Annotated in this window: 24 protein-coding genes and 2 pseudogenes; 16 read left to right on the forward strand and 10 right to left on the reverse strand. The window is 72.9% G+C overall.

Features of this window, described 5'->3' with window-relative positions; genetic code table 11:
* Positions 1 to 16: 16 nt before the first annotated feature.
* Positions 17 to 1,234, reverse strand: coding sequence for an MFS transporter (locus J2S44_RS21540; RefSeq protein ID WP_310416872.1), 1,218 nt, complete (start codon positions 1,232 to 1,234; stop codon positions 17 to 19).
* Positions 1,235 to 1,263: 29 nt separating this feature from the next.
* Entirely contained in the window at positions 1,264 to 2,511 is a 1,248-nt protein-coding gene (locus J2S44_RS21545; protein ID WP_310416875.1) for an MDR family MFS transporter, read from the reverse strand.
* Positions 2,512 to 2,603: 92 nt separating this feature from the next.
* On the opposite strand from J2S44_RS21545, the gene J2S44_RS21550 reads away from it, so the two are divergent.
* Positions 2,604 to 3,353 (forward strand): phosphoglyceromutase, encoded by a 750-nt coding sequence (locus J2S44_RS21550; protein WP_310416879.1) that lies wholly within the window; start codon positions 2,604 to 2,606, stop codon positions 3,351 to 3,353.
* A 43-nt stretch (positions 3,354 to 3,396) separates the two neighbouring features.
* On the opposite strand, the gene phoU is transcribed toward J2S44_RS21550, so the two are convergent.
* Positions 3,397 to 4,062, reverse strand: a complete 666-nt coding sequence (gene phoU / locus J2S44_RS21555) for a phosphate signaling complex protein PhoU (protein WP_310416882.1) — start codon at positions 4,060 to 4,062, stop codon at positions 3,397 to 3,399.
* Between the two features lie 171 nt (positions 4,063 to 4,233).
* On the opposite strand from phoU, the gene J2S44_RS21560 reads away from it, so the two are divergent.
* Complete coding sequence (locus tag J2S44_RS21560; RefSeq protein ID WP_374727884.1) at positions 4,234 to 5,550, forward strand: sensor histidine kinase; 1,317 nt, start codon at positions 4,234 to 4,236, stop codon at positions 5,548 to 5,550.
* Positions 5,551 to 5,579: 29 nt separating this feature from the next.
* Positions 5,580 to 6,263 (forward strand): response regulator, encoded by a 684-nt coding sequence (locus J2S44_RS21565; RefSeq protein WP_310416885.1) that lies wholly within the window; start codon positions 5,580 to 5,582, stop codon positions 6,261 to 6,263.
* Positions 6,264 to 6,336: 73 nt separating this feature from the next.
* Here the strand turns inward: J2S44_RS21565 and J2S44_RS21570 are convergent, their stop codons facing one another.
* Positions 6,337 to 7,203 carry a DUF3109 family protein gene (locus tag J2S44_RS21570; RefSeq protein ID WP_310416888.1) on the reverse strand — a complete coding sequence of 289 codons (867 nt, stop codon included), beginning with the start codon at positions 7,201 to 7,203 and terminating at the stop codon, positions 6,337 to 6,339.
* Between the two features lie 102 nt (positions 7,204 to 7,305).
* Here J2S44_RS21570 and J2S44_RS21575 point away from each other — a divergent pair, with 102 nt between their 5' ends.
* On the forward strand, positions 7,306 to 8,106 hold the full coding sequence (locus J2S44_RS21575) for a sugar phosphate isomerase/epimerase family protein (protein ID WP_310416891.1): 801 nt from the start codon (positions 7,306 to 7,308) through the stop codon (positions 8,104 to 8,106).
* Positions 8,107 to 8,121: 15 nt separating this feature from the next.
* Here the strand turns inward: J2S44_RS21575 and J2S44_RS21580 are convergent, their stop codons facing one another.
* Positions 8,122 to 8,688 (reverse strand): CGNR zinc finger domain-containing protein, encoded by a 567-nt coding sequence (locus tag J2S44_RS21580; protein WP_310416894.1) that lies wholly within the window; start codon positions 8,686 to 8,688, stop codon positions 8,122 to 8,124.
* Positions 8,689 to 8,757: 69 nt separating this feature from the next.
* Here J2S44_RS21580 and J2S44_RS21585 point away from each other — a divergent pair, with 69 nt between their 5' ends.
* From J2S44_RS21585 to J2S44_RS21630, 10 genes and pseudogenes are all read left to right on the forward strand, one after another.
* Entirely contained in the window at positions 8,758 to 9,678 is a 921-nt protein-coding gene (locus J2S44_RS21585; RefSeq protein ID WP_310416896.1) for a proline dehydrogenase family protein, read from the forward strand.
* Between the two features lie 311 nt (positions 9,679 to 9,989).
* On the forward strand, positions 9,990 to 11,525 hold the full coding sequence (locus J2S44_RS21590; protein ID WP_310416899.1) for a hypothetical protein: 1,536 nt from the start codon (positions 9,990 to 9,992) through the stop codon (positions 11,523 to 11,525).
* 4 nt (positions 11,526 to 11,529) lie between these two features.
* Complete coding sequence (locus tag J2S44_RS21595; RefSeq protein WP_310416902.1) at positions 11,530 to 12,861, forward strand: efflux RND transporter periplasmic adaptor subunit; 1,332 nt, start codon at positions 11,530 to 11,532, stop codon at positions 12,859 to 12,861.
* Positions 12,858 to 13,535 (forward strand): annotated as a pseudogene (locus J2S44_RS21600) (ABC transporter ATP-binding protein); the annotation flags it as partial. The gene J2S44_RS21595 and the pseudogene J2S44_RS21600, both read left to right, overlap by 4 nt.
* Before the next feature lie 110 nt (positions 13,536 to 13,645).
* Entirely contained in the window at positions 13,646 to 14,830 is a 1,185-nt protein-coding gene (locus J2S44_RS21605) for an ABC transporter permease (RefSeq protein WP_310416909.1), read from the forward strand.
* Between the two features lie 216 nt (positions 14,831 to 15,046).
* Positions 15,047 to 15,259 (forward strand): helix-turn-helix domain-containing protein, encoded by a 213-nt coding sequence (locus J2S44_RS21610; RefSeq protein WP_033345947.1) that lies wholly within the window; start codon positions 15,047 to 15,049, stop codon positions 15,257 to 15,259.
* Positions 15,260 to 15,477: 218 nt separating this feature from the next.
* Positions 15,478 to 15,579 carry a 30S ribosomal protein bS22 gene (locus J2S44_RS21615; RefSeq protein WP_007465623.1) on the forward strand — a complete coding sequence of 34 codons (102 nt, stop codon included), beginning with the start codon at positions 15,478 to 15,480 and terminating at the stop codon, positions 15,577 to 15,579.
* A gap of 102 nt (positions 15,580 to 15,681) precedes the next feature.
* On the forward strand, positions 15,682 to 16,740 hold the full coding sequence (locus J2S44_RS21620; RefSeq protein WP_310416911.1) for an NAD-dependent epimerase/dehydratase family protein: 1,059 nt from the start codon (positions 15,682 to 15,684) through the stop codon (positions 16,738 to 16,740).
* Positions 16,740 to 17,762, forward strand: coding sequence for a lysophospholipid acyltransferase family protein (locus J2S44_RS21625; protein ID WP_310416915.1), 1,023 nt, complete (start codon positions 16,740 to 16,742; stop codon positions 17,760 to 17,762). Before J2S44_RS21620 ends, J2S44_RS21625 begins: the two co-directional genes overlap by 1 nt.
* Before the next feature lie 570 nt (positions 17,763 to 18,332).
* Positions 18,333 to 19,208, forward strand: a complete 876-nt coding sequence (locus J2S44_RS21630; RefSeq protein ID WP_310416917.1) for an LLM class flavin-dependent oxidoreductase — start codon at positions 18,333 to 18,335, stop codon at positions 19,206 to 19,208.
* An 11-nt stretch (positions 19,209 to 19,219) separates the two neighbouring features.
* Here J2S44_RS21630 and J2S44_RS21635 read toward each other — a convergent pair whose 3' ends face one another.
* The 4 genes and pseudogenes from J2S44_RS21635 to J2S44_RS21650 form a co-directional block, all read right to left on the reverse strand.
* On the reverse strand, positions 19,220 to 20,344 hold the full coding sequence (locus J2S44_RS21635; protein WP_310416920.1) for a hypothetical protein: 1,125 nt from the start codon (positions 20,342 to 20,344) through the stop codon (positions 19,220 to 19,222).
* Positions 20,341 to 21,237 carry an HAD family hydrolase gene (locus tag J2S44_RS21640; RefSeq protein WP_374728005.1) on the reverse strand — a complete coding sequence of 299 codons (897 nt, stop codon included), beginning with the start codon at positions 21,235 to 21,237 and terminating at the stop codon, positions 20,341 to 20,343. Before J2S44_RS21640 ends, J2S44_RS21635 begins: the two co-directional genes overlap by 4 nt.
* 451 nt (positions 21,238 to 21,688) lie before the next feature.
* Positions 21,689 to 22,555 (reverse strand): annotated as a pseudogene (locus J2S44_RS21645) (DUF5667 domain-containing protein); the annotation flags it as partial.
* Positions 22,556 to 22,710: 155 nt separating this feature from the next.
* Positions 22,711 to 23,496 carry an ECF subfamily RNA polymerase sigma factor, BldN family gene (locus J2S44_RS21650; protein WP_310429831.1) on the reverse strand — a complete coding sequence of 262 codons (786 nt, stop codon included), beginning with the start codon at positions 23,494 to 23,496 and terminating at the stop codon, positions 22,711 to 22,713.
* A 510-nt stretch (positions 23,497 to 24,006) separates the two neighbouring features.
* On the opposite strand from J2S44_RS21650, the gene J2S44_RS21655 reads away from it, so the two are divergent.
* Both J2S44_RS21655 and J2S44_RS21660 read left to right on the forward strand, forming a co-directional pair.
* Positions 24,007 to 24,261: a glutaredoxin family protein gene (locus tag J2S44_RS21655; RefSeq protein WP_310416928.1), complete on the forward strand. Its 255-nt coding sequence runs from the start codon at positions 24,007 to 24,009 to the stop codon at positions 24,259 to 24,261.
* Between the two features lie 9 nt (positions 24,262 to 24,270).
* The gene (locus J2S44_RS21660; RefSeq protein WP_310416931.1) at positions 24,271 to 24,915 is read left to right on the forward strand and encodes an HAD family hydrolase; all 645 of its coding nucleotides are present in this window, start codon (positions 24,271 to 24,273) and stop codon (positions 24,913 to 24,915) included.
* Positions 24,916 to 24,918: 3 nt separating this feature from the next.
* Here the strand turns inward: J2S44_RS21660 and J2S44_RS21665 are convergent, their stop codons facing one another.
* On the reverse strand, positions 24,919 to 25,563 hold the full coding sequence (locus tag J2S44_RS21665) for a response regulator (protein WP_310416935.1): 645 nt from the start codon (positions 25,561 to 25,563) through the stop codon (positions 24,919 to 24,921).
* Positions 25,564 to 25,570: the final 7 nt, after the last annotated feature.

Genomic DNA, 25,570 nt, shown 5'->3' on the forward strand with positions numbered 1-25,570 from the left:
TCGATCATGGCATTGATCACAGTCGAACGGTGTCCGCTTCCGGACGCGCGCGCATGGCGGACAGGTGCCGCTCCCGGCGCGGGCCGGCCAGCAGGTGCAGCCCGGCCGCGGCCAGCCCGAGCACGCCGGCGATCAGCCAGTGCGCGTCGCCGAGGTGCTCCAGCGTGAACCCGCCCGCGGCCGGCGCGAGGAACGCGGCGGCCGGGAACGTCAGGTAGAAGACCGACTGGTAGCGGCCGCGCAACGCGGGCGGGGCCAGCTCCGCGTTGATCTGCGCGTTCGGCGGCGCGGCCAGCATCTGCCCGGCGGTCCAGCCGGCCGCGGCGAGCAGGTAGAGCCAGAGGTGGTCGGCGAACGTCAGCGCGCCGTAGCCGAGCGCGGCCAGCGCGGTGGCCAGCGCCAGCACGCGGTGCTTGAGCCGGCCGGCGATCAGCGGCGGCACGAACAGCTGGCCCACGATGATGAGCAGCGCGCCGAGCGCCATCACCCGGCCGTACGCGCTGGGCCCGAGCCCGTCCTGCGCCATCGCGATCGGCATGATCGTCGGTGCCTGTGTGACCACCATCGCGAAGAGCAGCGTCAGGCCGGTGAAGGCGAGGAAGTGCCGGTCGGCGAGCACGCGCCGGAACCCGCCGTGCGCGGCCCGCGGGGCCGGCCGGAACGTCTCCGACACCTTCCACACGACCAGGGCCAGCGCGACCGCGGTGGCGGCCGCGTCGACCACGAACAGCGCGGTGTAGCTGGCCTCCGCGAGCTGCCCGGCCAGGAACGACGCGATCGCGGTGCCGAGGTTCAGCGCCCAGTACTCCAGGTTGAACGCGCGGGGCCGGTCCGCCTCCGGGACCACGTCGACCATCGCGGCGATCAGTGCGGGCCCGGGCATCGACTGCACCAGCCCGAGCACCCCGATCAGCGCGCCGATCGCGGGCAGCGCCGTGGTGAACGCCAGCGCCAGCAGCGTGGCGACCATCGCCAGGTAGGCGGCGATCAGCGTGCGCCGCCGCCCCCACCGGTCGGTCAGCACGCCGCTGACCAGGCTGCCGGCCATGCCACCGACGCCGTACGCGCCGATCAGCAACCCGGCCAGGGAGGGCGCCGCGCCGCGCTCGGCGGTCAGGTACAGGCTGAGGAACAGCACCACGAAGCCGCCGGCCCGGGTGATCAGCATGCCGGTCCACAGGTACCAGAACGTGCCCGGCAGCCCGCCGACGTTGCTCGCGAGCCACCGCCGCATGACGCTCCTCCGCCTTCGGTAAAGGTTCTTTACCGTACCGCCGGCTCCTTGACCGGTGCCTCCGCGGCCGCCACCGCGGCGATCCGGCGGATCCGGGAGGGCCGGGCGAGCAGGTGGCCGACCGCGGCCACCACGCAGATCACGGCCGTGGCCAGCCAGAGCGCGGCATGGCCGGCGTGCTCCTGGACGTAGCCGCCGGCGATCGGCGCGATCGCGGACGCACCGGCCCAGGACAGCGAGGAGACGCCCTGGTAGCGGCCGCGCAGCTCGACCGGGGAGAGCTCGGCCATCAGCGCGGAGTTGGACGGCGCGTTCAGCATCTCGCCGAGCGTCCAGATGAGCACCGTGAGCGCGTACAGCGGCGCGGTGTGCGCGATCGCGGTCAGGCCGAAGCCGACCCCGACCACGACCGAGGCCGCGGCCATCACCCGCGAGTGGTCCCGGCCACGGAGCAGCCGCGGCACGAAGAGCTGGCCGACCACGATCAGCACGCCGTTCAGCGCGATCACCACGCCGTAGGTGGCCGGGGAGAGCCCGTCCGCGGTCATCGCGATCGGCAGCGTGGACAGGTGCTGCATGAAGACCAGCGCGACCAGCAGGTTCAGCGTCACGTAGACCAGGAACACGTGGTCGCGCAGCAGCGACAGCATCCCGGACGTGCGCGGCGCCAGCGCGCCCGCCTGGATGACGCGCACGGCCGGCCGGCTCTCCGGCACGCGCAGGAAGATGACGGTCGCGGTGACCAGGATCGTCGCGGCGTCGACCAGGAACAGCAGCATGTAGTTCGCCTGCGCGGCGAAGCCGGCCAGGATCGCGGACGACGCGAAACCGAGGTTGATCGCCCAGTAGTTCAGCGTGAACGCGCGCAGCCGGTCCTTCGGCTCGACCACGTCGACCAGCATCGCGGAGAACGCGGGCCGGGCCGCCTCGGCGAACAGGCCGAGCGCGGCCGCGCCGATCGTGATCACCACGAGGTCCCGGGCGAACGCCAGGTTGACCATCAACACGGACGCGCCGAGGTGCGCGACCAGCAGCGTGGGGCGACGGCCGAACCGGTCGGCGGCCATGCCACCGATCATCGTGCCGGCCGCGGCGCCGGCGCCGTAGAGGCCCAGGACCAGGCCGGCCTGGCTCTCCGAGAGACCACGCGCGCTGGTCAGGTAGATCGCCAGGAAGATGACGACGAACCCGCCCATCCGGTTGATCAGATTGCCGGCCCAGAGGTACCAGAAGGTCCTCGGTAAGCCTCCGGCCGTCTCGGACAACCACGCACGCACGCCGTACCCCCGCTGTAATGAATGAATTTGATTCGGGACCTTACAACCTAGTCCCCCGGGGCCGAGCCGGTCACGCGGAATATCCTGATCGCATGACTGTGGGGACCCTGGTGCTGTTGCGGCACGGCGAGAGCGAGTGGAACGCCAAGAACCTCTTCACCGGCTGGGTCGACGTCGACCTGAACGCCAAGGGTGAGGCGGAGGCGCGGCGCGGCGGCGAGCTGCTCAAGGAGCACGGCCTGCTGCCCGACGTGGTGCACACCAGCGTGCTGCGCCGCGCGATCCGGACGTCGGAGCTGGCGCTGCACGCGGCCGACCGGCACTGGATCGCGGTGCGCCGCTCGTGGCGGCTGAACGAGCGTCACTACGGCGCGCTGCAGGGCAAGAACAAGAAGGAGACGCTGGACGCGTACGGCGAGGAGCAGTTCATGCTCTGGCGCCGCTCCTACGACACGCCCCCGCCGCCGATCGACGACAACGACGAGTGGTCGCAGGTCGGCGACCCGCGGTACGCGACGCTCCCGCCCGAGCTGGCGCCGCGCACCGAGTGCCTCAAGGACGTCGTCCACCGCATGCTGCCGTACTGGTACGACGGCATCGTGCCGGACCTGCTGGCCGGCCGGACCGTGCTGGTCACGGCGCACGGCAACTCGCTGCGCGCGCTGGTCAAGCACCTCGACCAGATCTCCGACGACGCGATCGCGAAGCTGAACATCCCGACCGGCATCCCGCTGCGCTACGACCTGGGCGCGGACCTGCGGCCGACCGTGGCCGGCGGCAGCTACCTGGACCCGGAGGCGGCCAAGGAGGCGGCCGCCGCGGTCGCCAACCAGGGCAAGTGACACGGTGATGGGAGGGGCCGCCCGGCCCCTCCCATCCGGAAGCTCAGTCGCCGGCGACCGTCTCGTCGGTCACGGTCTCGCCGGTGAGCAGGTAGATAACCCGGCGGCCCGAGTTCACCGCGTGGTCGGCGAAACGCTCGTAGAAGCGGCCCAGCAGAGCACCGTCGATCGCGGTCTCCGCACCGTACGGCCAGTCGTCGCCGAGCAGCACCTTGAACAGCTCGCGGTGCAGGTTGTCCATCACGTCGTCGTCCGACTCGAGCTCGGCCGCGAGCTTCGCGTCCGGCTCGGCCAGCACGGTCGCCACCTTGCCGGCGATCGCGTCGGCCACGTTCGCCATCTCCTTGAAGACGCCGCGCAGCTCGGCCGGGACCGCGGGGGACGGGTGCCGGCGCAGCGCGGTCTTGGCCACGTGGTCGGCCAGGTCGCCCATCCGCTCCAGATCGGCCGCGATGTGCAGCGCGGTGATCAGCAGGCGCAGGTCGGAGGCGACCGGCGCCTGTCGGGCCAGGATGTCCGCGACCTTCTCCTCGACCTGCCGGTACAGGTCGTCGAGGTCGGCGTCCTGCTCGATGACCGCCTCGCCGGCGGCGCGGTCGGCGGCGAGCAGTGCCGTCGTGGCACGGCGCATGGCGACGCGCGCACCCTCGGCCAACTCGACCAGCAGCCGGCTGACCTCCCTCAGGTCTGCCTGGAATTCAACGCGCATGATCACGTCCTCGTTGTCTGTGTATGCGGGGTTACCGTAGGTCGCGGGGGCGGCCCAACGGTGAACTGCGATGAACGACGCCGAGCCGAGAGTTGAACATTACGAAACCCGGACCGCTTTTGCCGCTTTTGTCGAGGGCCCCAGGTAAACAATCCCCCTAACATCGCTGGCGTGAGGTGGGCGGTGGAGTCGGGCGTGGCCGGTGCGACAGTGATCGGGCTGGCCCTCGGCGTGCTCTTCGGGCTCCTCTACGGACGTGCGCGATGGGCTCGGCCCCGGCACCGGCTGACCGGGCTCGACCCGGACTCCGGCGTCGAGGTCCAGGTCGATGGGAGGCCGGCGATAGGCAACAAGGATCAGGCCCCGATGTCCGGCCTGGGGCGCAAGAGTCTCGACTCGCTGCGGGTCGGCGTGGTCGTGCTGGACGCCGGCGACACGCCGGTGCTGGTCAACCCGGCGGCGCGGGCGATGGGCCTGCTGCGCGCCGGCGCCGGGCCCGGGACGATCGCGGCACACCCGATTCTGCGTACCCTCGCCGGTCAGGTCCGCCGCACCGGCGTGCGCCGCGAGGTGGAGCTGGACCTGCGCCGGGGCCGCGAGGGCGGGCCGCAGGCGCCGCTCGGCGTGCACCTGCGCGCGGTCGCGCTCGGCGGTGAGTTCGTCGCCGTCGAGGCCGCGGACGTCACCGAGTCGCACCGGGTCGACCGGGTCCGGCGTGACTTCGTGGCCAACGTCAGCCACGAGCTGAAGACGCCGATCGGCGCGCTCCAGCTGCTCTCCGAGGCGCTGCTGGACGCGACCGACCCGATCACCGCCGGCAGCTCACCGGACCCGGCCGAGGACGTGGCCGCGGCCCGGCGCTTCGCCGAGCGCATCCACCACGAGTCGCTGCGGATGGGCCGGCTGGTCAGCGAGCTGCTCGAACTGAGCCGGCTGCAGGGCGCCGAACCGCTCCCCACGCCGGAACCGGTCTCCGTCGACTGGGTGGTGGCCGAGACCATCGACCGCACCCGCACCGCGGCCGCGGCCAAGTCGATCGAGGTGGCCGTGGAGGGCGGGCGTGGCCTGCTCGTCTACGGCAACGACAGCCAGGTCGCCACGGCCGTCACCAACCTGGTGGAGAACGCGATCGCGTACTCGCCGGAGGACACCAAGGTCACGGTCGCGATCAGCGCGGACGACGAGAACGTGCAGATCGCGGTCACCGATCAGGGCATCGGCATCGGCGGCGCGGACGTCGACCGGATCTTCGAGCGCTTCTACCGGGCCGACCAGGCACGGTCCCGGTCCACCGGCGGAACGGGGCTCGGCCTGGCCATCGTCAAGCACATCGCCACCAACCACGGTGGCCGGGTGGACGTGACGAGCACACTGGGGGAGGGGTCGACGTTCACTCTGCGGCTGCCTGCCCGACCGCTGGCGGACGGCATGCCGCTAACCACGTCGGTTGAGATCGAGTCCGGTCCGGCCGTGCTCGGGCAGTCCTGAGCTGCCGGACATAGGAAAGGAAGTTACTGGTGGCCCGTGTGCTGGTCGTCGAGGACGAGGAGTCGTTCTCCGACGCGCTCTCCTACATGCTCCGCAAGGAGGGGTTCGAGGTGTCGGTCGCGGAGACCGGCGTCTCGGCGCTGACCGAGTTCGACCGCACCGGCGCGGACATCGTGCTCCTCGACCTGATGCTGCCCGAGATGTCCGGCACCGAGGTCTGCCGCCAGCTGCGGCAGCGCTCGCACGTGCCGATCATCATGGTCACCGCCCGGGACAGCGAGATCGACAAGGTGGTCGGGCTGGAGATCGGCGCCGACGACTACGTCACCAAGCCGTACTCGCCGCGGGAACTGGTCGCGCGCATCCGCGCGGTGCTCCGCCGCAACCAGACCGAGGCGGTCGAGGACAGCACGCCCACGCTCGCCGCCGGCCCGGTCCGGATGGACGTGGAGCGGCACGTGGTCACCGTCGACGGCGCCGCCGTGCAGCTGCCGCTCAAGGAGTTCGAGCTGCTCGAACTGCTGCTCCGCAACGCCGGCCGGGTGCTCACCCGCGGCCAGCTGATCGACCGCGTCTGGGGCGCCGACTACGTCGGTGACACCAAGACGCTGGACGTGCACGTCAAGCGACTCCGCTCCAAGGTCGAGCCGGAGCCGTCCGCGCCGCGCTACATCGTCACGGTCCGCGGGCTCGGCTACAAGTTCGAGCCGTAGACCCGTCCGGCCCGGCCGGCGGCGTGCTGCCGGCCGGGTACGCCGGTCATGGCTCCCGCGGGGGCGTGGCCGGTCATGGCTCCCGCGGGGGCGTGGCCGGCTCGCGGCCGCCGGGAAGCTCGGCGGTGCCGGCGGCGACCGTGGCCGGGTGGACCGCGATCAGGCCGTGCCGGAGCCGGGCGGTGCACAGCTCGGCCAGCGTGGTGTAGGCGTCCTTGCCGATCAGCGCGACCAGCTCCGGCTCGTAGGAGCGGAACATCGCGTCCGTGCCGACGTGGGCGTCCGGCGACGAGGTGCACCACCAGTGCAGATCGTGGCCGCCCTCGCCCCACCCGCGCCGGTCGAACTCGGTGAGCGTCGAGACCAGCACCTTCGTACCGTCCGGGCGCTTGACCCAGTCCTGGGCGCGGCGGACCGGCAGCTGCCAGCAGACGTCCGGCTTGTACTCCAGCGGGTGGACGCCGTCGCGCAGCGCCTGGGCGTGCAGCGCGCAGCCGCCGCCGGCCGGGAAGTCCGGATCGTTGAGGAACACGCACGGGCCGCCCGCACGCTGGGTGGCGGTCCGGCGCGCCGGGGCGTCACCGTCGATCGAGTCGACCTCGGTGTAGTTCTTGAAACCGCGCCGGTAGTGCTGCCAGGTCTCCGGCGTCAGGTGCTTGACCGCCTTCTTCAGCCGGTCCTCGTCGTCGGAGTCGGTGAAGAACGCGCCGTGCGAGCAGCAGCCGTCCTGCGCGCGGCCCGGCACGATGCCGTGGCAGGCCTTGCCGAACACGCACGTCCAGCGGGACAGCAGCCAGGTGAGGTCCGCGCGGATCACGTGCTTCGGATCGGCCGGGTCGGTGAACTCGATCCACTCGCGCGGGAAGTCGAGGTCGACCTCGCGGGACCGGGGGTCGTCCGCGGAGTCGACGAGTACCTGAAGCTGCGTTCGGCTTGCCACCCGGCCACCCTACGCCCGGACCTGCGACTCAGCAGCGCGACAAGCGGTGGCCGGGTGACACTTCGCCGGGCGGTGCGCCCGTCGCGAGTTACGCTGAGGGGTGTGACCGAGCGAGTGCCAGTTCTTCTGTCCAGCTCCTCCGTCTTCCCGGAGCCGACCGCCGCGGCCTTTCAGATGGCCGCCCACCTCGGCTTCGACGGCGTCGAGGTGATGGTGTGGACGGACGTGGTGAGCCAGGACGCGGGCGCGCTGCAGGGCCTGTCGGCGCACTACGGCGTCCCGGTGATGTCCGTGCACGCGCCCTGCCTGCTGGTGACGCAGCGGGTGTGGAGCCCCGACCCGTGGGAGCGGCTGCGCCGGGCCGCGGTCCTGGCCGAGAAGCTGGGCGCCACGACCGTGGTCGTGCACCCGCCGTTCACCTGGCAGCGGGACTACGCGAAGCGCTTCCAGGAGGGTCTGCACAAGATGACCCTCAAGCACCCGGACCTCAAGTTCGCGGTGGAGAACATGTACCCGGTGAAGATGGCCGGCCGCGACTTCGTGCCCTACGTCCCGGGCTGGAACCCGGTCGACACCGGCTACGACGCGTACACGCTGGACATCTCGCACTGCTCCGCCGCCCGCACCGACCCGATCGCGATGGCCGAGTCGATGGGTGACAAGCTCGCCCACCTGCACCTGGGCGACGGCACCGGCGAGGGTCGCGACGAGCACCTGGTGCCGGGCCGCGGCACGATGCCGTGCGCCGAGGTCCTCGCCTCGCTGTCCCGGAACGGGTTCCGCGGGTCGGTCGCGCTGGAGGTCGCCACCCGCAAGTCGAGCAGCCGCGCCGAGCGCGAGGCCGACCTCGCCGAGTCGCTGCGCTTCGCCCGGGAACACCTCGGCGTGCTCGCCAGCCACTGACGAACCGAGGACGACTCAGACGCGGGTGAGCTGCGGCGCGTCGGCCGTGGCGGGATCGGCGGACGCGGCACGCTTGCGGGCGCGGTGAGCGGCCACGTGCGAGCGGGTGGCGCAGCGCTCGGAGCAGAAGCGGCGGCAGCAGTTCGACGACGTGTCCAGGTAGACGTTGCCGCAGCGCTCGTCGGCGCAGATGCCGAAACGCGAGCTGCCGTACTCGCACAGCCAGACGGCCAGCCCCCACACGGCTCCGGCCAGGTACTCCGCGCTGACCGACGCGCCGCGGCTGGTCACGTGCATGTGCCAGTCGGCCGCGTCGTGACCGGAGATGCGCGGCTGGACCGGGAACGCCTCCAGCAGCGAGTTCAGCTCGGAGACCGTCTCGGTGTCGCGGCCGGCGGCACCGGACTCGAAGACCTCGCGCAGGCGCTTCTGCGCGCGGCGGAGCGTGGCGAGGTCCCGGTCGGCGACCTCGTCGCGCATGTACGCGTTCTCGTCGGTGAAGAGACCCCTGAGGTCGTCGACGGTCGCGAGCTGCGTGTTGACGAGGTCGACCGCGGTGCGGGCGTACGCATCGAAGTTCACCCGACAACCGTAGACGATTCGTTCGACTACGTCGGTCGTCCGTAAGGGCGGGGCGTATACGCTCCCCGTATGCTCCGTTCGGCCATCCTCGCCGCCTCCCGCTCACCCCGGCTGGAGAACCTGGTCTCGAAGGCACCGTTCGGCCGGGACCTGGCACGGCGTTTCGTCGCCGGCGACGGCGTGGCGGACGCGATCCGGGTCGCCACCGAGCTGGCCGCGGACGGTCTCTCCACGACGGTCGAGCACCTCGGCCCGACAGCGGCCACCGAGGCGGGCGCGCACGCGGCCCGCGACGAGTACCGCCGGTTGCTGCGCGGCATCGCCGACGCCGGCCTGTCCGACTCCGCCGAGGTCAGCGTGAAACTGTCCGCGCTGGGCCGGTCCGTGGACGAGCACCTGGCCCGGGAACTGGCCCGGGACGTGTGCGCGGCCGCGGTCGAGGCCGGCACGACGGTCACCGTGGACATGGAGGAGAGCACGGCGACCGACTTCGTGCTCGACACGGTCGGGAAGCTGCGCGGTGACGTGCCGTCGACCGGCGTGGCGGTGCAGGCGTACCTGCGGCGCGCCGAGGCGGACTGCCGGGAGCTGTCGCACCCGGGATCCCGGGTGCGGCTGTGCAAGGGCGCCTACCCGGAGCCGGAGCCGGTCGCCTGGCAGGCCGCGCTGGAGGTGGACAAGTCGTTCGTCCGCTGCCTGAACGCGCTGCTCTCCGGCCCGGCGTACCCGATGGTCGCCACGCACGACGCGCGCCTGATCGCGATCGCGGAGGACCGGGCGCGGTGGTTCGACCGGCCGGCCGGCGAGTTCGAGTTCCAGATGCTCCACGGCGTGCGACCGGCCGAGCAGACGCGGCTGGCCGCGGAGGGATACACGGTCCGCGTCTATCTGCCCTACGGCACGCACTGGTACGGCTACCTGGCGCGCCGGCTCGCCGAGCGTCCCGGCAGCGCCGCGTTCCTGGGACGGGCGCTCACCAACCGACGGTGACCCCGGCCGAACCGCGCACCCGGCGGGAAACCGCGTGATTCCAGCCAAAAGGCCTATCCCCGCAGCGTGACACGCGGTTCTAGGCTGCGCTCGTGAACACGCCGGACGGTCACTCCGAGTCAACAGCCTCGCCGGCCCCGGATGCCGTACCACCGATTCCCGTCTTCGACGCGGTCGTGGTCTACAACCCGGCGGCGATCCCGGCGCAGCCCGGACCGCCGGCGGCGGAGAGCCCGGCACGGTCCGTCCCACCACCGGTGATTCCCGCGCAACCGGGTCCGGCGACGATTCCCGCTCCGCCGGGTGCGCCGGTGACTCCCGCGCGACCCGGGCCGCCGGTGATTCCCGCGCAGCCGGGCCCGCCGGCGGCGGAGACGCAGGCGCCGACCTACCCCGGCCCGGCGGCGATCCCGGTGCAGCCGGGTGCCGCTCCGGCGTGGGGCCGTTCACCGCTGGCGGACTCGGTCCCGGACGACTACCCGTTCCCGCGGCTGCCGGAGTTCGACTCGATCCCGGCGGACTGGTACGGGCCGCCGCCCCCACCCCCGCGGAAGCGGCGCGGCCGTACCGCCGTCGTGGTTCTGGCGGTCTTCGCGGCACTCGCCGCGGCCACCGCGGTCGCGGTCTACCCGGTCCTGAGCGGCCGGGACGCCGACGCCACCGCCGCGCCCGCGGTCACCGGCCCGCCGGCCAGCCCGGCGCCGAGCGCGCTCTCCTACGAGCGTGTCCCGTGGATCCGGTACCAGATCGACGCCGCGCTGCAGGCGCAGGCGGCCGCGCTGCTGGCCGGTGACGAGAACGGCTTCCTGGCACCGGTCGCGGAGGGCAGCACCGAGCTGACCCGCGACCTGCGCCGCCGGTTCGAGACGCTGCGCGCGATGCAGGTGACCGGCTGGTCGGAGGAGATGATCGGCGAGCCCACGCCGGTGACCGGCCGGGGCGGCCGGGACGAGTGGCGGGTCGTGGTCGACCTGCGGCACTGCTTCGTGGTCCCCGGATGCACCGTGGACGGGCTGCGCGCCGAGACGCGCTGGGTGGAGACGCCCGCGCAGGGCCTGCGGATGGTCGCGTTCGCACCGTCCGAGTCGGAGGAGAACGGCCCCCGCCCGTGGGAGGTCACGAACCTGACCGTCGCGGTCGGCCCGCGTACCGTCGTCGGCGTCACCCCCAAGTACGCCAAGCGCCTCCCCGAACTGCAGAAGCAGGCGGAGGCCGCGGCGCTGGTCGCGGACCGGTACGTGCGCGGCGACGCCGGCCCGGTGGACCGCTACCGGATCTTCATGGCCGACGGCAAGGAGTGGCAGCGTTGGTACGGCGGCGAGGACCTGGAGTGGGCCGCCGGCTTCGCGGTCCCGACCGGTGCGGCCCGGCTGGACGTGGTGCTGAACCTCAGCGAGATGGCCGAGGACTACATCGACGACACGCTGCGGCACGAGCTGGCGCACGTGGCGACGCTGCGCGCGGCCGACTACTCGGACGACGACGACTTCTGGTGGATGATCGAGGGCATCGCCGACTACGTGGACGAGATCGGCGTGCCGGTCGCCGATTACGAGGAGGCCGAGCTCGTCGCCCGGTACGCGGACGAGGTCGACATGAAGAGCGGCGTGGTGGTGCCGCCACCGGACGCGGACACCGAGGACTGGCAGGTCGCGGCGCGGTACGGCGTCGGCTACTACGCGGTCCGCCGGATCTCCGAGCGGTTCGGCGAGCCCGCGATGCTGGCCTTCTTCGACGCGGTGGTCCGCGACGGAAAATCACTGAAGGATGCGGCACCGGCTACTTTGGGCAAGGATTGGGACGACGTGAACCGCGACTGCCTCGCCTACCTGAAAGAGGTCACCTGACGCGATGACCCCGCGGAGCCGCCCGCTCGCCCTTCTGGCCGCCGTCGTCCTGGCTGCCGGGGCGACGGCGGCCTCATGCGAGGAGGAACCGTCCGGCGTGGACGTCGGCGAGGTGCGGCTCGGCGCGGTCGCCGAGGTCGTGGACGCGCCCGCGACCGTGACCGCCCGGTCCGCGGCCACGCTCACCGCCGCGTCCGCCGGCACGCTCAAGGAACTGCTGGTCCGCCCGGGTGACCAGGTCCGGCCCGGCCAGGTGCTCGCCGTGATCGACTCGCCGGAGGCGACCGCACGCCTGGACTCGGCCGCGCGCACGCGCGACGCGGCCGCGCAGACCGGTGTCCCCGGCTTCGCCACCGGCGGGCTGGACGGCGCGCAGCGGGAGACGGACGCGGCCGCCACGGACTCGTTCACCGCGGCCCGCGCCGCCGCGAAGCAGGTCGCCGACCAGCAGGTCCGCGACACCCTGCTGCGCCAGGTGGACGCAGCCCAGCAGCGGTACGACGCGGCGTCCGCGGCCGTGGCCGACGCGACCCGGGCCGTGCAGGCGGGCGTGGCCGGCCTCGGCACCGCGCTGGGTGCGCTCTCCACCGCGCAGCGGCTGCAGGCCGAGGCCGCCTACGACCTGGCCAAGGGCACGGTGGACGCGCTCACGCTGCGGGCGCCGATCGGCGGCGTGGTCCAGCTCGGTGGCGCCCCGGCCGCGGCGGGCGGCGTGGACCTCACCGAGATCCTGCGCGGCGGCGCGCCGCCCACCGGTGCCGGCGGGCCGCCCGCGGGCGTCGACCCGGCCGTGCCGGAGGGCGGGTACGTGGGCGCCGGCACCACCGTGCTGACCATCGTGGACGTCTCCGAGCTGAGCGTCACCGCCGAGGTCGACGAGACCGACGTGCTGCTGGTCTCCGAGGGCGCGGCCGCGGACGTGGAGCTGGACGCCGCGACCGGTGCCGGCTATCCCGGCGAGGTGACCTCCGTCGACCTGCTGCCCACCGCGTCCGCGCGCGGCGGCGTGTCGTACCGGGTGCGGATCTCGCTCGGCGCGGGCACGCTCGCGGACGGCGGGCCCGCGCCGGCACCCCGGCCCGGCATGAGCGCGGTCGCCCACCTGCGGGTTCGTCAGGCGGCGAACACGGTAACGGTGCCGGCCGCCGCGGTCTTCTCCACCGAGTCGGGCGGCGAGGCGGTCTGGGTCGTCGACGGTGGGCGTGCGGAACGGGTGGACGTGTCCGTCGGCGTGCAGGGCCAGGACGCGGTGCAGATCGTGCGGGGCCTGCGGGCCGGGCAGACGATCGTGGTGCGCGGGACGGACCGGGTGACCGCCGGGCAGCGGGTGCCATGACCGGGCCGGCGGTCGAGGCGGAGCGGGTGTCCCGGACGTACCGGCTGGAGGGCTTCTCGGTGACCGCGCTGCACGAGGTCAGCCTGACCGTGGCGCGCGGCGAGTACGCGGCGGTGGTCGGCCCGTCCGGCTCCGGCAAGAGCACGCTGATGCACCTGCTCGGCGGCCTGGACCGGCCGACCGGCGGACGGCTGCGGCTGGACGGGCGGGACGTGGCCGGCCTGTCCGCGTCGGAACTGGCCCGGCTGCGCAACGAGGTGATCGGCTTCGTCTTCCAGGCGTTCCACCTGCTGCCCCGGACCAGCGCGGTGGAGAACGTGGCGCTGCCGCTGGTCTACCGCGGGCTCGGCACCCGGAAACGGCACGCGGCCGCCGCGGAGATGCTGGACCGGGTCGGGCTCGGCCACCGCCTGACACACCGCCCGAACCAGATGTCCGGTGGCGAGCAGCAGCGGGTCGCGATCGCCCGCGCGCTGGTCACCGGCCCGTCCCTGCTGCTCGCGGACGAGCCGACCGGAAACCTGGACACCGCCACCGGCGCGGCCGTGCTGCACCTGCTGGAGGAGCTGAACGCGGAGTCCGGCGTCGCGGTCGTGCTGGTCACCCACGACCGGGAGGTGGCCGCCCGGGCCCGCCGCCGGATCGCCATGCGCGACGGCCACGTCGTCTCCGACGAGACCGCATGAGAGGCGGGACCGCATGAGAGGCGGGACCGCATGAGAGGCGAGACCGCATGAGAGGCGAGACCGCATGAGAGGCGAGACCGCATGAGAGGCGGGACCGGATGAGACTCGCCGAGGCCTGGCGGGTCGCGCTCGGCGCGCTCCGGGCCAACCGCCTGCGCAGCCTGCTGACCATGCTCGGCGTGATCATCGGCGTCGGTGCGGTGGTGGTCCTGGTGGCGATCGGCACCGGCGCGAAGAACGAGGTCGAGGCACAGGTCGAGGGCCTCGGCTCGAACCTGATGCTGGTGGTGCCGGGCCGGTTGGAGTTCGGGTCCGCGCCGTCCGCGTCCCGCCTGTCGCTGCGGGACGCGGAGGCGGTGGCCGAGGTGGTCGGTGACCCGTCCCGGGTGACGGCCACGGTCGCGTCCGGCGAGACGGTCCGGGCGGGCGCGCGCGAGCGGTTCACCACGGTCCAGGGCGTGCTGGAGACGACGCCGCAGGTCTTCGACCGCCCGGTCGGCCGCGGCCGCTACTTCACCTCCTCGGACGTGCAGACCGGCCGGCGCGTCGCGGTGCTCGGCGCGACCGTGGCGGCGTCGCTGTTCCCGGACCGCGACCCGATCGGGCAGCAGGTGTCGATCGCCGGCGTGCGGTTCCGGGTCAGCGGCGTGTTCGCGCCGCTCGGCCAGAGCCTCGGCGTGGACCGCGACGACGAGGTGCAGATCCCGGTCAGCGCGGCGCAGCGGCTGATCGGCGTGGACCGGATCGACGGCCTGGCGATCAAGGCACCGGACCGGGAGCGGATCGACGAGCTGAGCGCGCGGGTGGTGGCGGAGCTGACCCGGCGGCACCCCGACACCGAGTTCAGCGCCGTCACCCAGGAGCAGATCCTCGGGGTGCTGGGCGACATCCTGGGTGTGCTGACCGGTGTGCTGGCCGCGATCGCCGGCATCTCGCTGCTGGTCGGCGGCGTCGGCGTCTCCAACATCATGCTGGTCTCGGTCCGGGAACGGACGAAGGAGATCGGCCTGCGCAAGGCGGTCGGCGCCCGGCCGCGCGACATCGGCCTGCAGTTCCTGCTGGAGGCGGTGCTGCTCACCTCGGTCGGCGGCGTGCTCGGGATGGGCCTGGGCGTCGGCTCCGCGCTGCTGGTCGGCGCGCTGTCCCCGGTGCCGGCCGCGATCACCTGGTGGTCGCTGGCGCTCGCGTTCGGCGTGTCCGCCGCGGTCGGCATCGTCTTCGGCGTGGTGCCGGCGCAACGGGCCGGCCGGCTCGACCCGGTGGTGGCGCTCCGCAGCGAATAACGGACATCGGCGGGTAACCGGACATCAGCGGGTCACGGACGTCGGCGAGTAACGGACATCGAGCGATAAAAACGAAATTTCCGGCGTGTCGCCTTGACGGGATCACTCTGAGTTTCCTGAAGGTCTCGCGCCGTTAACAGCCGTCCCGTTACCGTACTAATTACACGCGCGTTGCCCGACAGGGGCGCGCGCTCGGGGTCGATGGGTTGTGAGCGCATGGCCGGAGCATCACACGCCGAGGGCCGGCTGCCGGAGGTCCGTTTCCTCACCGTTGCCGAGGTCGCCACGCTGATGCGGGTGTCCAAGATGACCGTCTACCGGCTCGTGCACAGCAACGAGCTGACCGCCGTTCGGGTGGGCCGATCGTTCCGGGTGCCGGAGCACGCGGTCCACGAATATCTGCGCGGCGCGTTCTCCGAGTCGGCCTGACCGGCAGGGTCGTGTTTGTCGCCGCGTCGCACACGGGTACCCTGGAGCGGACTCGGACCCGAACCCAGCTGGCTCGCGCCGGTGCCCGGCCGCTGAAGCCCGGCGCATGACGCGCTCGCTGAGGTTCCCGGTCCACCGTCTCGTCGGTGCCCGGCGTCACGCCCCGTGACCTGCCGAGCCCGGAGGATCGCATCAACAACGATTGAAGGGGCTGTCGTATGGGCTCGGTGGTCAAGAAGCGCCGCAAGCGTATGGCCAAGAAGAAGCACCGCAAGCTGCTGCGCAAGACCCGCGTCCAGCGTCGCCGTCTCGGCAAGTAATTCCCGTCGCGCCGGGCCGCTTCGGAAAGGCCCGGCGCGCGGTGTTGCTTGCCTGAGGTTCACTAGCTGGTCGCAGGTGTCGAGAAGGCCACGGAGGCGCGAGTGACCGAATCGCCGGGGACCGTCGTGGTCACCGGGGTCAGCCGGTTCCTGGGCGCGCACGTGGCCGCGCGCCTCGCCGCCGACCCGCGCATCGGGCAGGTCATCGGGCTCGACCCGGCCGATCCGCCCGCCGCGCTGGCCGACACGCTGCGCGGCGTCGAGCTGGTCCGTGTCGACCTCCGGTCCGCCGGCTCGGTCCTCGCCGACCTCGGCGCCGAAGCGGTCGTCCACCTCGCGATCACCAGCTCGCCGGACGCCATCCAGGGCGGCCGGGGCGCGATGAAGGAACACAACGTCATCGGCGCCATGCAGCTGCTCGCGGCCGCCCAGCAGGCACCGCGGCTGCGCAAGCTGGTCATGCGGTCGTCGACCGCCGCCTACGGTGCCTCGTTCCGCGACCCGGGTGTCTTCACCGAGGACACCGAGCCGCGGGAGGTCCCGCGCGGCGGCTTCGCCCGCGACATCCTGGACATCGAGGGCTACGTCCGCGGTTTCCGCCGCCGGCGCCCGGACGTGGTCGCCACCGTCCTGCGCTTCGCGCCGTTCATCGGCTCCCGCGCGGAGACGTCGCTCACCCGCTACTTCTCCCAGCCGTTCGTCCCGACCGTTTTCGGCCGCGACGCCCGGCTGCAGTTCGTGCACGTCGACGACGCGCTCGAGGTGATGCACCGCGCGGTCGCCGAGGACCACCCCGGCACGTTCAACGTGGCCGGCGAGGGTGTCCTCGCACTGTCCCAGGCGATCCGCCGGGCCGGCCGCGTCCCGGTGCCGGTCCCCGAGCCCGGCCTGGCCGGCGCCATGTCGATCGCGCGGGCCATGGGCCTCGGCCAGAACGGCCTCGACCAGGTCGACCTGTTCGTGCACGGCCGGGTCGTCGACACCACCCGCCTGATCCGCGAGTTCGGTTTCACGCCCCGGTCCACCGCGGCCGCGTTCGACGACTTCATCCAGGCCCACCTCGGCGGCGCACTGGTCTCGCCGGAGCGCCTCGCCACGACCGAGCAGTCGATCCTGGACACCATCCGTCGGGTGCGCGCGGCCCGTCAGGGAGCGGCGTGATGAGCGATTTCCTGCCCGGCGCGGAGTTCCGCCCGGCCGACCCGGCGCCGATGCCGCGCCGCAGCAACGGCCACCACCCGTCCGTACCGGCGCAGAACGGTTTTCCGCCCGGCGACCGCCCGACCGCGGGGACGACACCGGAGAAGGCTCCCGCCGAGGACGCCCCGGATGGCATCGTCGAGGACGTGTGGGATCAGCGGGTCGCCGGTGCGCTGTCGTTCCTGCGCCGCCGGCTCTCCGGCCAGTACGACGTCGACGAGTTCGGTTTCGACCCCGAGCTCACCGACCAGGTCTTCCACCCGCTGCTCAAGCCGCTCTACCGCGAGTGGTTCCGCACCGAGGTGCTCGACGTCGGCAACGTCCCCGCGTCCGGCGGCGCGCTGGTCGTCGGCAACCACTCCGGCACGATCGCGCTGGACGCGCTGATGCTCTCCGTCGCGCTGCGCGACACCCACCCGCAGGAGCGCCACCTGCGCCTGCTCGGCGCCGACCTGATCTTCCGCATGCCGGTCGTCTCCGAACTGGCCCGCAAGTCCGGCGTCACCGTCGCCTGCAATCCCGACGCCGAGCGCCTGCTGCGCACCGGCGAGGTCGTCGGCGTCTTCCCCGAGGGCTTCAAGGGCATCGGCAAGCACTACTCCCAGCGCTACAAGCTGCAGCGTTTCGGCCGCGGCGGTTTCGTCGCCGCCGCGCTGCGCACCGGCGCCCCGATCGTCCCGGCCGCCATCGTCGGCGCCGAGGAGTCCTACCCGATGCTCGCCGACGTGAAGCCGCTCGCCCGCCTCCTCGGCCTGCCGTACTTTCCGGTCACCCCGACCTTCCCGCTGCTCGGCCCGCTCGGCCTGGTGCCACTGCCCAGCAAGTGGCTCATCCAGTTCTGCCCGCCGATCCCCACCGCCCACCTGATGGACCAGGCCGACGACCCGCTGGTCGTCTACAACCTCGCCGACCAGGTCCGCGAGACCATCCAGCAGGCGCTGCACACGCTCCTCAAGTCCCGCCCCGACCCCTTCGGCCTCTGACCCGGAACCCCGAAGCGCATCTTCCCGCTCCCGGCGTCCCCGGTCCCGCGTGCTCCCGCGGGCACCGGTCGGCCGTGGCCGGCCTCCCTGCCGGTCCCGCACACACTGAAACCCCCACCCGCGCACCCCGTGCTCGTAACGGCGCGTAATCCCGCACGCCTCGAGCCCGGCCCCACCCCCACCCAAACGATCTCCCCACCCCCCTTTGCTCTGCTTACCTACGCCACTTTGCTCTGCTTACCTACCCGGCGTCGTAGTGATATGGGCGTCGATACCGAAACAAGCAGAAGGCCGGATTTGCGGCCTAAAGTGCGCGTTGCCCTGAAACCAGGCAACAGATTCAGGCGCTTTGTCCATGTAAGCAGAGCAAATATGGGTGGGAAGCGGGCCCGGGCGGCGGGGGCGTTACGAGGCGTGACGGGTGCCGTGGGAAGTGGCGCGGGTGGGAATCGCGGAGTTGTGGTGAGTCGGTGCGCGACGGGACGGGCGGCGCGCGGAGTTCTGGATCCTCCGGAGGTGGGGTTGATCGGGATCTTTGGATTGTCGATCGGGGGTGGGGAGGATGGGGGCATGACGAAGCTTGGGGCGGTGTTCGTGCCGCAGTGGGAGCCGGAACGGCTGCGGGGCGTGGCGCGGGCGGCGGACGAGGCGGGCCTGGAGGAGCTGTGGCTCTGGGAGGACTGCTTCTTCGAGAGCGGGGTGGCGAGCGCGGCGGCGGCGCTGGCGTGGACGGAGCGGTTGCGGGTGGTGGTGGGACTGCTGCCGGTGCCGTTGCGGAACGTGGCGCTGACCGCGATGGAGGCGGCGAACCTGGAGCGGATGTTCCCGGGCCGGTCGATGCTCGGGCTCGGGCACGGGGTGCAGGACTGGATGGGGCAGGCGGGGGCGCGGGCCGGGTCGCCGGTGACGCTGATGCGGGAGTACGCGACGGCGCTGCGGGCGCTGCTCGCCGGCGAGCAGGTCACCGTGTCCGGGCGGTACGTGAACCTGGACGGCGTCGAGCTGGTCTGGAAGCCGGCGAGCCCGCCGCCGCTGCTGGTGGGCGCGTCGGGGCCGCGGTCGCTGCGGTTGTGCGGCGAGGTCGGCGACGTGGTGATCCTGTCCGGCGGGACGACACCGGCGGAGACGGCCCGGGCCCGGGCGCTGATCGAGGAGGGGCGGGCGGCGGCGGGCCGGACCGACCCGGTCACGCTGGCGGTGTACCTGATCGCGGCGACCGGTGACGATCACCGGGAGCGGCTCCGGCGGGCGCACGCGACGTGGGGGATGACGGCACCGGTCGAGGACGTGACGGTCGGCGGCGACGCGGCGGCGATCGCGGCCGGCGTGCGGCGCTGGACCGACGCGGGCGCGGACACGATCGTGCTGCAGCCGACCGAGGACGAGCCGTCGCCGGAGGATTTCGTCCGGTTCGTCGCGACCGAGCTGCGGCCGCTCGTCGGCTGACCGCGGCCGGGTCAGCCGATCGCGGTCAGCGGCAGCGTGTGCCAGACGATGTCGGTGTCGGCGCCGGTCGACCACCAGAGCACGCCGTTGCGGGACTGGATCATGCCGACCGCGTCGGCGACCCGTACCGTCTGCTGCTTCTCGATGTCGTAGACGTAGAGGATCTGGCTGCTGGTCGGGATGGTGTCCGGTCCCGCCTCGGTGAGCACCTCGAACCGGTCGAGCAGCGCCACGTCGGTGACGGCGGACATCGCGGCACCGCCGGCCATCCGCCGGCGGTCGGAGCCGTCCGGGCGCATCAGGTCGGTGCGGGCCGGCCCGTCCGCGGAGATGACCAGCACCCGGCACCAGACGCTGCCGCAGGTGACCAGCTCGGTGCCGCCGGCGGCGACGGTCAGTTCCCGGTTGTTCCGCCAGTCGCGGAGCTTCGGCAGCGACGCCTGGCCGCTCTCCGCACTGACCAGCCACGGGAACTTCGTCATCGCCCAGGCGCCGTCCTCGGTGCCGGTGGTGACGTCGCCGCCGGCCAGCGGCACGGACCGGATCAGCGTGGCGGGCTCGTCGCCGGGCGCGACCTCGGCCCAGTAGAGCGAACGCTCGGCGATCAGCATGTCGTACTCGGAGTTGAAGAAGACCACGTCGCCGGTGTCGGCGGTGAGCCGGCGCGGCTCGCCGTCCGGCAGCCGCATCGCCCACATCTCGGTGCGTGTCACGTTGTCGTCCCCGGCCAGCGACTCGGCCCAGGCGAGCTCCGTGCCGTCGGTGGCGAACCCGCCGAACTGCGGCGCGCCGGAGTACGGCAGCCGGCGCAGCTCGCGCAGCGTGCCGTCACCGGCGCGGCGGACCAGCCGCATGAAGGCACCGTCCGGGCTGGGCGCGGTGCCGATCGCGGTCTGCGCGTCCAGGAAGTACGACGGGGAGAACGCGGGGCCGTCGGAGACGTTGCCCGGGAACTGGCCGATCGTCACGCCCGGCCAGGCCTCGGCGGGACCGAGCGGGCCGGTCTGTGCCGGGCTCTTCGCCCGGTCCGCGTTGCCCGGCAGCACGATCAGCGCGACCGCGGCGAGCACCGCGACCAGCAGTCCGATCTGAGCGAGCCCGATCCGGCGGCGGGGCAGGGCGGCGCTCGCGGTCATCGGGCCGCCCGGCGGCGCAGCGCGACGGTCAGCGCGGTGCCCGCGACCAGGCCGGTGGCGACCGCGACCGGCACCGCTATCCTGGCCGCCTTCCGCGCGGTCCGGAAGTCGCGGACCTGCCAGCCCCGCACCCGGGCGATGCGGCGCAGTGCCGCGTCCGGGTTCGTCGCGACCGCGTTGCCGACGGAGGTCAGCATCGGCATGTCGTTGGCCGAGTCGCTGTACGCCGTGCACCGCTTCAGGTTCAGGCCCTCGACGACGGCGAGCTGCCGCACCGCGTCCGCCTTGGCCGCGCCGTGCATCATGTCGCCGACCAGCCGTCCGGTGTAGGCGCCGTCGACGATCTCGGCGACGGTGCCGATCGCACCGGTCAGCCCCAGCCGTTGCGCGATCACCCGTCCTATCTCGATCGGCGCGGCGGTGACCAGCCAGACCCGCTCGCCGCCGTCCAGGTGGGTCTTGGCGAGCGCGTGCGTGCCGGGCCAGATGCGGGCCGCCATCGACTCCTCGAAGATCTCCTCGGCCAGGCGCTCGACGTCCTCGACCTTCCAGCCGTGGAAGAACGCCAGCGCGATGTCCTTGGCGCTGCTGATGTGCCCACGGTGCTCGCTGATCAGCCGGAACCGGGCCTGCTGCCAGGCGAACCGGGCGACGTCGCGGGCGGTGAAGTAGCGCCGGGAGGCGAGGCCGCGGGCGAACCAGTACAGCGACGCGCCCTGCATCATCGTGTTGTCCAGGTCGAAGAAGGCGGCGGCGCCCGGGTCCGGCCGCGGTACCAGCGCGGCCTCCAGATCGGTCGAGACCCAGCCCGCGGTGTGACCCCGTGCGTCCGTGCTCACGGTCACCTTGCGAATGCGCGGCACCGGGGCCCCCTTCTCGTAGCGATCGCTCAGGCGAGCCTAGCCGCCGCCCGAAGCGGACCGTGCGGATCCCGGGGCGGGAACGCGCCGAGGGCCGCCCGACCGGGTGGTCGGACGGCCCTCGTGCGAGTGGCGTTCGGATCGAGCCGCTGCGAGTGGCCTCGGATCAGCCGCCGAGCAGACCGCCGAGCAGGTCCTCCAGCACGTTCTTGCCGGCCGGCGTGGGGCTCGGCGCCGGGGCGCTCGGCTCCGGCTCCTCGATGACCGGCTCGTCGCCGGTGCCGGTGCCGGTGCCGGCCGCGGGCTCGTCGACGGCGGGCGCGGGTGCCGGCGTCGCGGTGGCGGCCGGGGCGGGCGTGCCGGTGGCGGCCGGCGCACCGGTCGCGGGCGTGCCGCCGTCCGTCTCCCGGGCGGCCGGGACCTGGTCCTGCGACCGCTGTCCGCCGCCGTGCACCGGCGAGCCGACCGGGTCGTCCTCGTCGCCGCACACGTTCGGCAGCGGGCCGAGCGCGTCGGTCTGCGGCAGCGTCTCCGCGGCCGGGCAGGCGAACCCGTCGGTCAGCGCGCGGGACCGCTTGTCGACGGAGTCGAGCAGGATCAGTGAGCCGAGCGCGCGGTCCCGGTTCGCGCCGGACAGCGTGTCCAGGAAGCCGCCGATCTGGCGGCGCTGCGCGGTGACGAACGGGTCCACCGGTTCCAGCGGTGTGCCGCTGTGCTCCCGGGTCGCGGCCCCGGCGAGCAGCTTCACGCCTTCGCGGGTGTCGGCGTCCATGTCGTTGAGGACGGTTTCGAAGCCGGCGGTGTCGTCCGTGACGGCCCGGGCCTCGCGCAGCCGGGTGGCCGCGAACTCCAGGTACAGCCGGCCCTTGTCCTCGTCGGACCCGGCGAGCGCCAGCTGCGCCTGCTCCGAGTGCCGTTTGACGCTGTAGAGCGCGTCGCCCGGGTTCGCGTCGGAGCTGGCCGCGGACATGCCGGAGACCACGACCGCGCCGGCGAGCACGCCGACCACGATCGCACCACGGGCACGCAGCCGGCGTCCGGCCGCGTCCGCGGCGGTACCGGCCTTGAGCAGGCGGGCCACCGGGCCGCCGGCGTCCTCCGGGTCGGTGGCGGTGACGCCGATGCCCTCGCGTTCCGCGGTCGCCATCAGCATGGCGCGCAGCCCGGTCCGGAAGTCCGAGTCGATCTCGGGGCCCGGCGATGCGCCGTTGAGCTCGTGTCCGAGCGCCACCAGCTCGGCCACCTGGTCATCCGCTCGGGACCGGCCGTGGTGGCGCGGTCCGCCGTCGGCCTCGTCCAGCAGCTGGGCGAAGCGTTCGGCACGACGACGGTCGAAGATGACGTTTCTCACCGAAGGCACCTCCCTTCAGTCGTCGCGGTTACCCGGACGGCGTCTGCACCGGCCAGGGCGACCGCGATGCGGGGAAATGCCGGAACCACCATGGGTCGCACCGGGACAAACGGGGGACGGGCACGCGTGGTTACGGGACGATCCGGGGGAACGGGTCACGGTTGGAAGCCGTCCGGGAGGAGCCGGGCGAGCGTACGGACCGCGCGGTACTGCAGTGCCTTGATCGCGCCCTCGTTCTTGCCCATCGCCTGTGCCGTCTCCGCGACCGAGAAGCCCTGGAGGAAGCGGAGCACGATGCACTCCTGCTGTTCCGGGTTGAGCTGCTTGACGGCGGTGAGCAGGGCGACGTTGGTGATGTGGTCGACGACCGCGGCTTCCGGGCTGCCCTCCGGCCCGCGGTCCTCGCGGTCGGCGTCGAGCACGTCGCCGGTGGTCACCTCGAGCCGGTAGCGGCCGGACTTGAAGTGGTCGGCGACCAGGTTCCGGGCGATCGTGACGAGCCAGGCGCCGAGGTCGCGGCCCTGCCAGGTGAAGCTGCCGATCCGCTTGAGCGCGCGCAGGAACGTGTCCGACGTCAGGTCCTCGGCGAGTTGCCGGTTGCCGACCCGGAAGTAGATGAAGCGGAAGACGGTGTCCACGTACCGGTCGTAGATCAGCCCGAACGCGGCGGACTCACCGGCCTGGGCGCGCTCGACGAGCGCCCACACCTCGGCGGCCGCGTCGGACGGGTCCGGACGGCTGGGGCGCTGCGGCGCGTCCGGCCCGGTGGCCGGCAGCGGCGCGGTGTCCGTGGTGCGCTGTCCGGGCGGCGCCGGTTTGGGTGGCGCACCGACCCGCCCGCCGTTGGTGGGCGTGCCGGTCCGGGGTGGTGCCTGGTTCGGTGGTGCGTTGGGTGGGCGGTTCCGGGTGCGTTCGCTGCCGCTGCTCTCCGCGCGCGCCATCCCGATGGTCACGCCCAGGTGGTGAAGGCCGTCGTTGAGCGCGAGCCGGGCCGAAAAGACGATCCCGTCCGCGGCGTATCGGTACGTCACTGGGCCTCCTCCGCGCAGCCCCGTACTGAGGGCATATCGGCGCATCCGGCGGGTAAGGGGGGTCGGCGAGCCAGGAGCGGACACGCACCCATGAGGTGCAGTTGCGGTGCAAGATCGGGCACAACGGCCTCCTCTGGGTGAGGGGTGTCAACTCATAACAAAAGGGGTGAGTCGACCCTTTGAGATGATAGGGCCTGCCTCACCCACACGTGTGGAGTCCGTTACATAGAGCAGGAGTATTTCGCGGAAACCGCACTTCCGTGTCGCACACGGTGTGCGTCAGGCGAAACCATACGTGTGGTGACCAGGCGCTTACCTCGGGCTATGCCGTGACACGCCCGCCCGCACTTGCACCGCGACACGCCGGGGCCGGTGTCCACCGGGGGTCATCGGCGTGCCGGTTCTGGCAGACTCGCCACCGTGCAGGAGCCCCGTCTGACCCTCATCACCCGGCCCGGCTGCCACCTGTGCGAGGTGGCCAAGGAGGCGGTCGACCGGGTGGTCGCCGCGACCGGTGACCGCTACCTGGAGATCGACGTCGAGAGCGACATCGAGCTGGAGCGGGAGTACGGCGAGCGCGTCCCCGTCGTGCTGCTGGACGGCCGGGAGCACGGCTACTGGCGGGTGGAGGAGGCCCGGCTGCTGGCCGATCTGGCGCTGCCCCGCGAGGGCTAACATCGCGCGATGGGCACTCGCACACACCTCGTCTGGGACTGGAACGGCACGCTCCTCAACGACCTGCACCTGGTCGTGGCGGCGACCAACGCGGCGTTCGCCAGCGTCGCCGGCCCCGCGGTCACGCCGGACGAGCACCGCCGCCACTTCCGCCGGCCGATCGCGGAGTACTACGCGCAGGTGCTCGGCCGGGCGGTCGACGCGGACGAGTTCGGCGTGCTCGACGGCATCTTCCACGACGCGTACCGGGACGGTCTGACCTCGGTCGCGCTGGCCGCGGACGCGGCGGACGCGATGCGCGAGTGGGGCCCGGACCAGTCGCTGCTGTCCATGTGGTTCCACAGCGAGCTGGTCCCGGCGATCGAGCGGTACGGCCTGGCCGCGCACTTCCGGCGCGTCGACGGCCTGCCCGGCGCGGTCGGCGGCGACCTCAAGGCCGGCTACCTCGCCCGCCACCTGGCCGAGCTGGGCGTGGCCGGCACCGACGTGGTGCTGATCGGCGACTCGCTCGACGACGCCGACGCGGCCCACTCGGTCGGCGGCGCGGTCGTGCTCTACACCGGCGGCTTCACCGACCCGGACCGGCTGCGCGCCTCCGGCCTGCCGGTGGCCGACTCACTCGCCGAGGCCGTGAAGATCGCGAAAGATCTCTAGGCCCTAGCCTCCGAGGTACGTCAGCACCGCCCGTACCCGGCGGTGCTGTTCCTCGTCCGGCGGCAGCTGCAGCTTGGTGAAGATGTTGCGCACGTGCTTCTCCACCGCGCCGTCGCTGACCACCAGCTTCCGGGCGATCGCGGTGTTCGACCGGCCCTCCGCCATCAGCCCGAGCACCTCCCGTTCGCGCGGCGTCAGCTCGCGCAGCGGGTCGTCCCGGCGGCGCCGCGCGAACAGCTGCGCCACCACCTCCGGGTCGAGCACGGTGCCACCGGCCGCGACCCGGCCGAGCCCGTCGAGGAAGTCCGCGACCGCGGCCACCCGGTCCTTGAGCAGGTAGCCGATCGCGCCGGCCCGGTCGGCGAGCAGGTCGTCGGCGTAGGAGACCTCGACGTACTGCGACAGCACCAGGATCGGCGTGCCCGGCACCAGCCCGCGTGCCTCGACCGCGGCGCGCAGCCCCTCGTCGGTGTGCGTCGGCGGCATCCGCACGTCCACGATCGACACGTCCGGCCGGTGCGCCGCGACCGCGTCGACCAGCGCCGGCCCGCTGTCCACGGCCGCGACCACCTCGTGGCCGTGCTCGGTCAGCAGCCGGATGAGACCTTCTCGCAACAACACCGCGTCCTCGGCGATCACGACCCGCATGACCCCG

Source organism: Catenuloplanes niger (assembly GCF_031458255.1).
Lineage (GTDB): Bacteria > Actinomycetota > Actinomycetes > Mycobacteriales > Micromonosporaceae > Catenuloplanes > Catenuloplanes niger.

Excerpts from the sequence above, each read along its gene's own strand:
- J2S44_RS21540 (WP_310416872.1), bottom strand. The coding sequence starts at position 1,234 with ATGCGGCGGTGGCTCGCGAGCAACGTCGGCGGGCTGCCGGGCACGTTC.
- J2S44_RS21550 (WP_310416879.1), top strand. The coding sequence starts at position 2,604 with ATGACTGTGGGGACCCTGGTGCTGTTGCGGCACGGCGAGAGCGAGTGG.
- phoU (WP_310416882.1), bottom strand. The coding sequence starts at position 4,062 with ATGCGCGTTGAATTCCAGGCAGACCTGAGGGAGGTCAGCCGGCTGCTG.
- J2S44_RS21585 (WP_310416896.1), top strand. The coding sequence starts at position 8,758 with ATGCTCCGTTCGGCCATCCTCGCCGCCTCCCGCTCACCCCGGCTGGAG.
- J2S44_RS21595 (WP_310416902.1), top strand. The coding sequence starts at position 11,530 with ATGACCCCGCGGAGCCGCCCGCTCGCCCTTCTGGCCGCCGTCGTCCTG.
- J2S44_RS21605 (WP_310416909.1), top strand. The coding sequence starts at position 13,646 with ATGAGACTCGCCGAGGCCTGGCGGGTCGCGCTCGGCGCGCTCCGGGCC.
- J2S44_RS21610 (WP_033345947.1), top strand. The coding sequence starts at position 15,047 with ATGGCCGGAGCATCACACGCCGAGGGCCGGCTGCCGGAGGTCCGTTTC.
- J2S44_RS21615 (WP_007465623.1), top strand. The coding sequence starts at position 15,478 with ATGGGCTCGGTGGTCAAGAAGCGCCGCAAGCGTATGGCCAAGAAGAAG.
- J2S44_RS21625 (WP_310416915.1), top strand. The coding sequence starts at position 16,740 with ATGAGCGATTTCCTGCCCGGCGCGGAGTTCCGCCCGGCCGACCCGGCG.
- J2S44_RS21630 (WP_310416917.1), top strand. The coding sequence starts at position 18,333 with ATGACGAAGCTTGGGGCGGTGTTCGTGCCGCAGTGGGAGCCGGAACGG.
- J2S44_RS21635 (WP_310416920.1), bottom strand. The coding sequence starts at position 20,344 with ATGACCGCGAGCGCCGCCCTGCCCCGCCGCCGGATCGGGCTCGCTCAG.
- J2S44_RS21650 (WP_310429831.1), bottom strand. The coding sequence starts at position 23,496 with ATGGCGCGCGCGGAGAGCAGCGGCAGCGAACGCACCCGGAACCGCCCA.
- J2S44_RS21660 (WP_310416931.1), top strand. The coding sequence starts at position 24,271 with ATGGGCACTCGCACACACCTCGTCTGGGACTGGAACGGCACGCTCCTC.
- J2S44_RS21665 (WP_310416935.1), bottom strand. The coding sequence starts at position 25,563 with ATGCGGGTCGTGATCGCCGAGGACGCGGTGTTGTTGCGAGAAGGTCTC.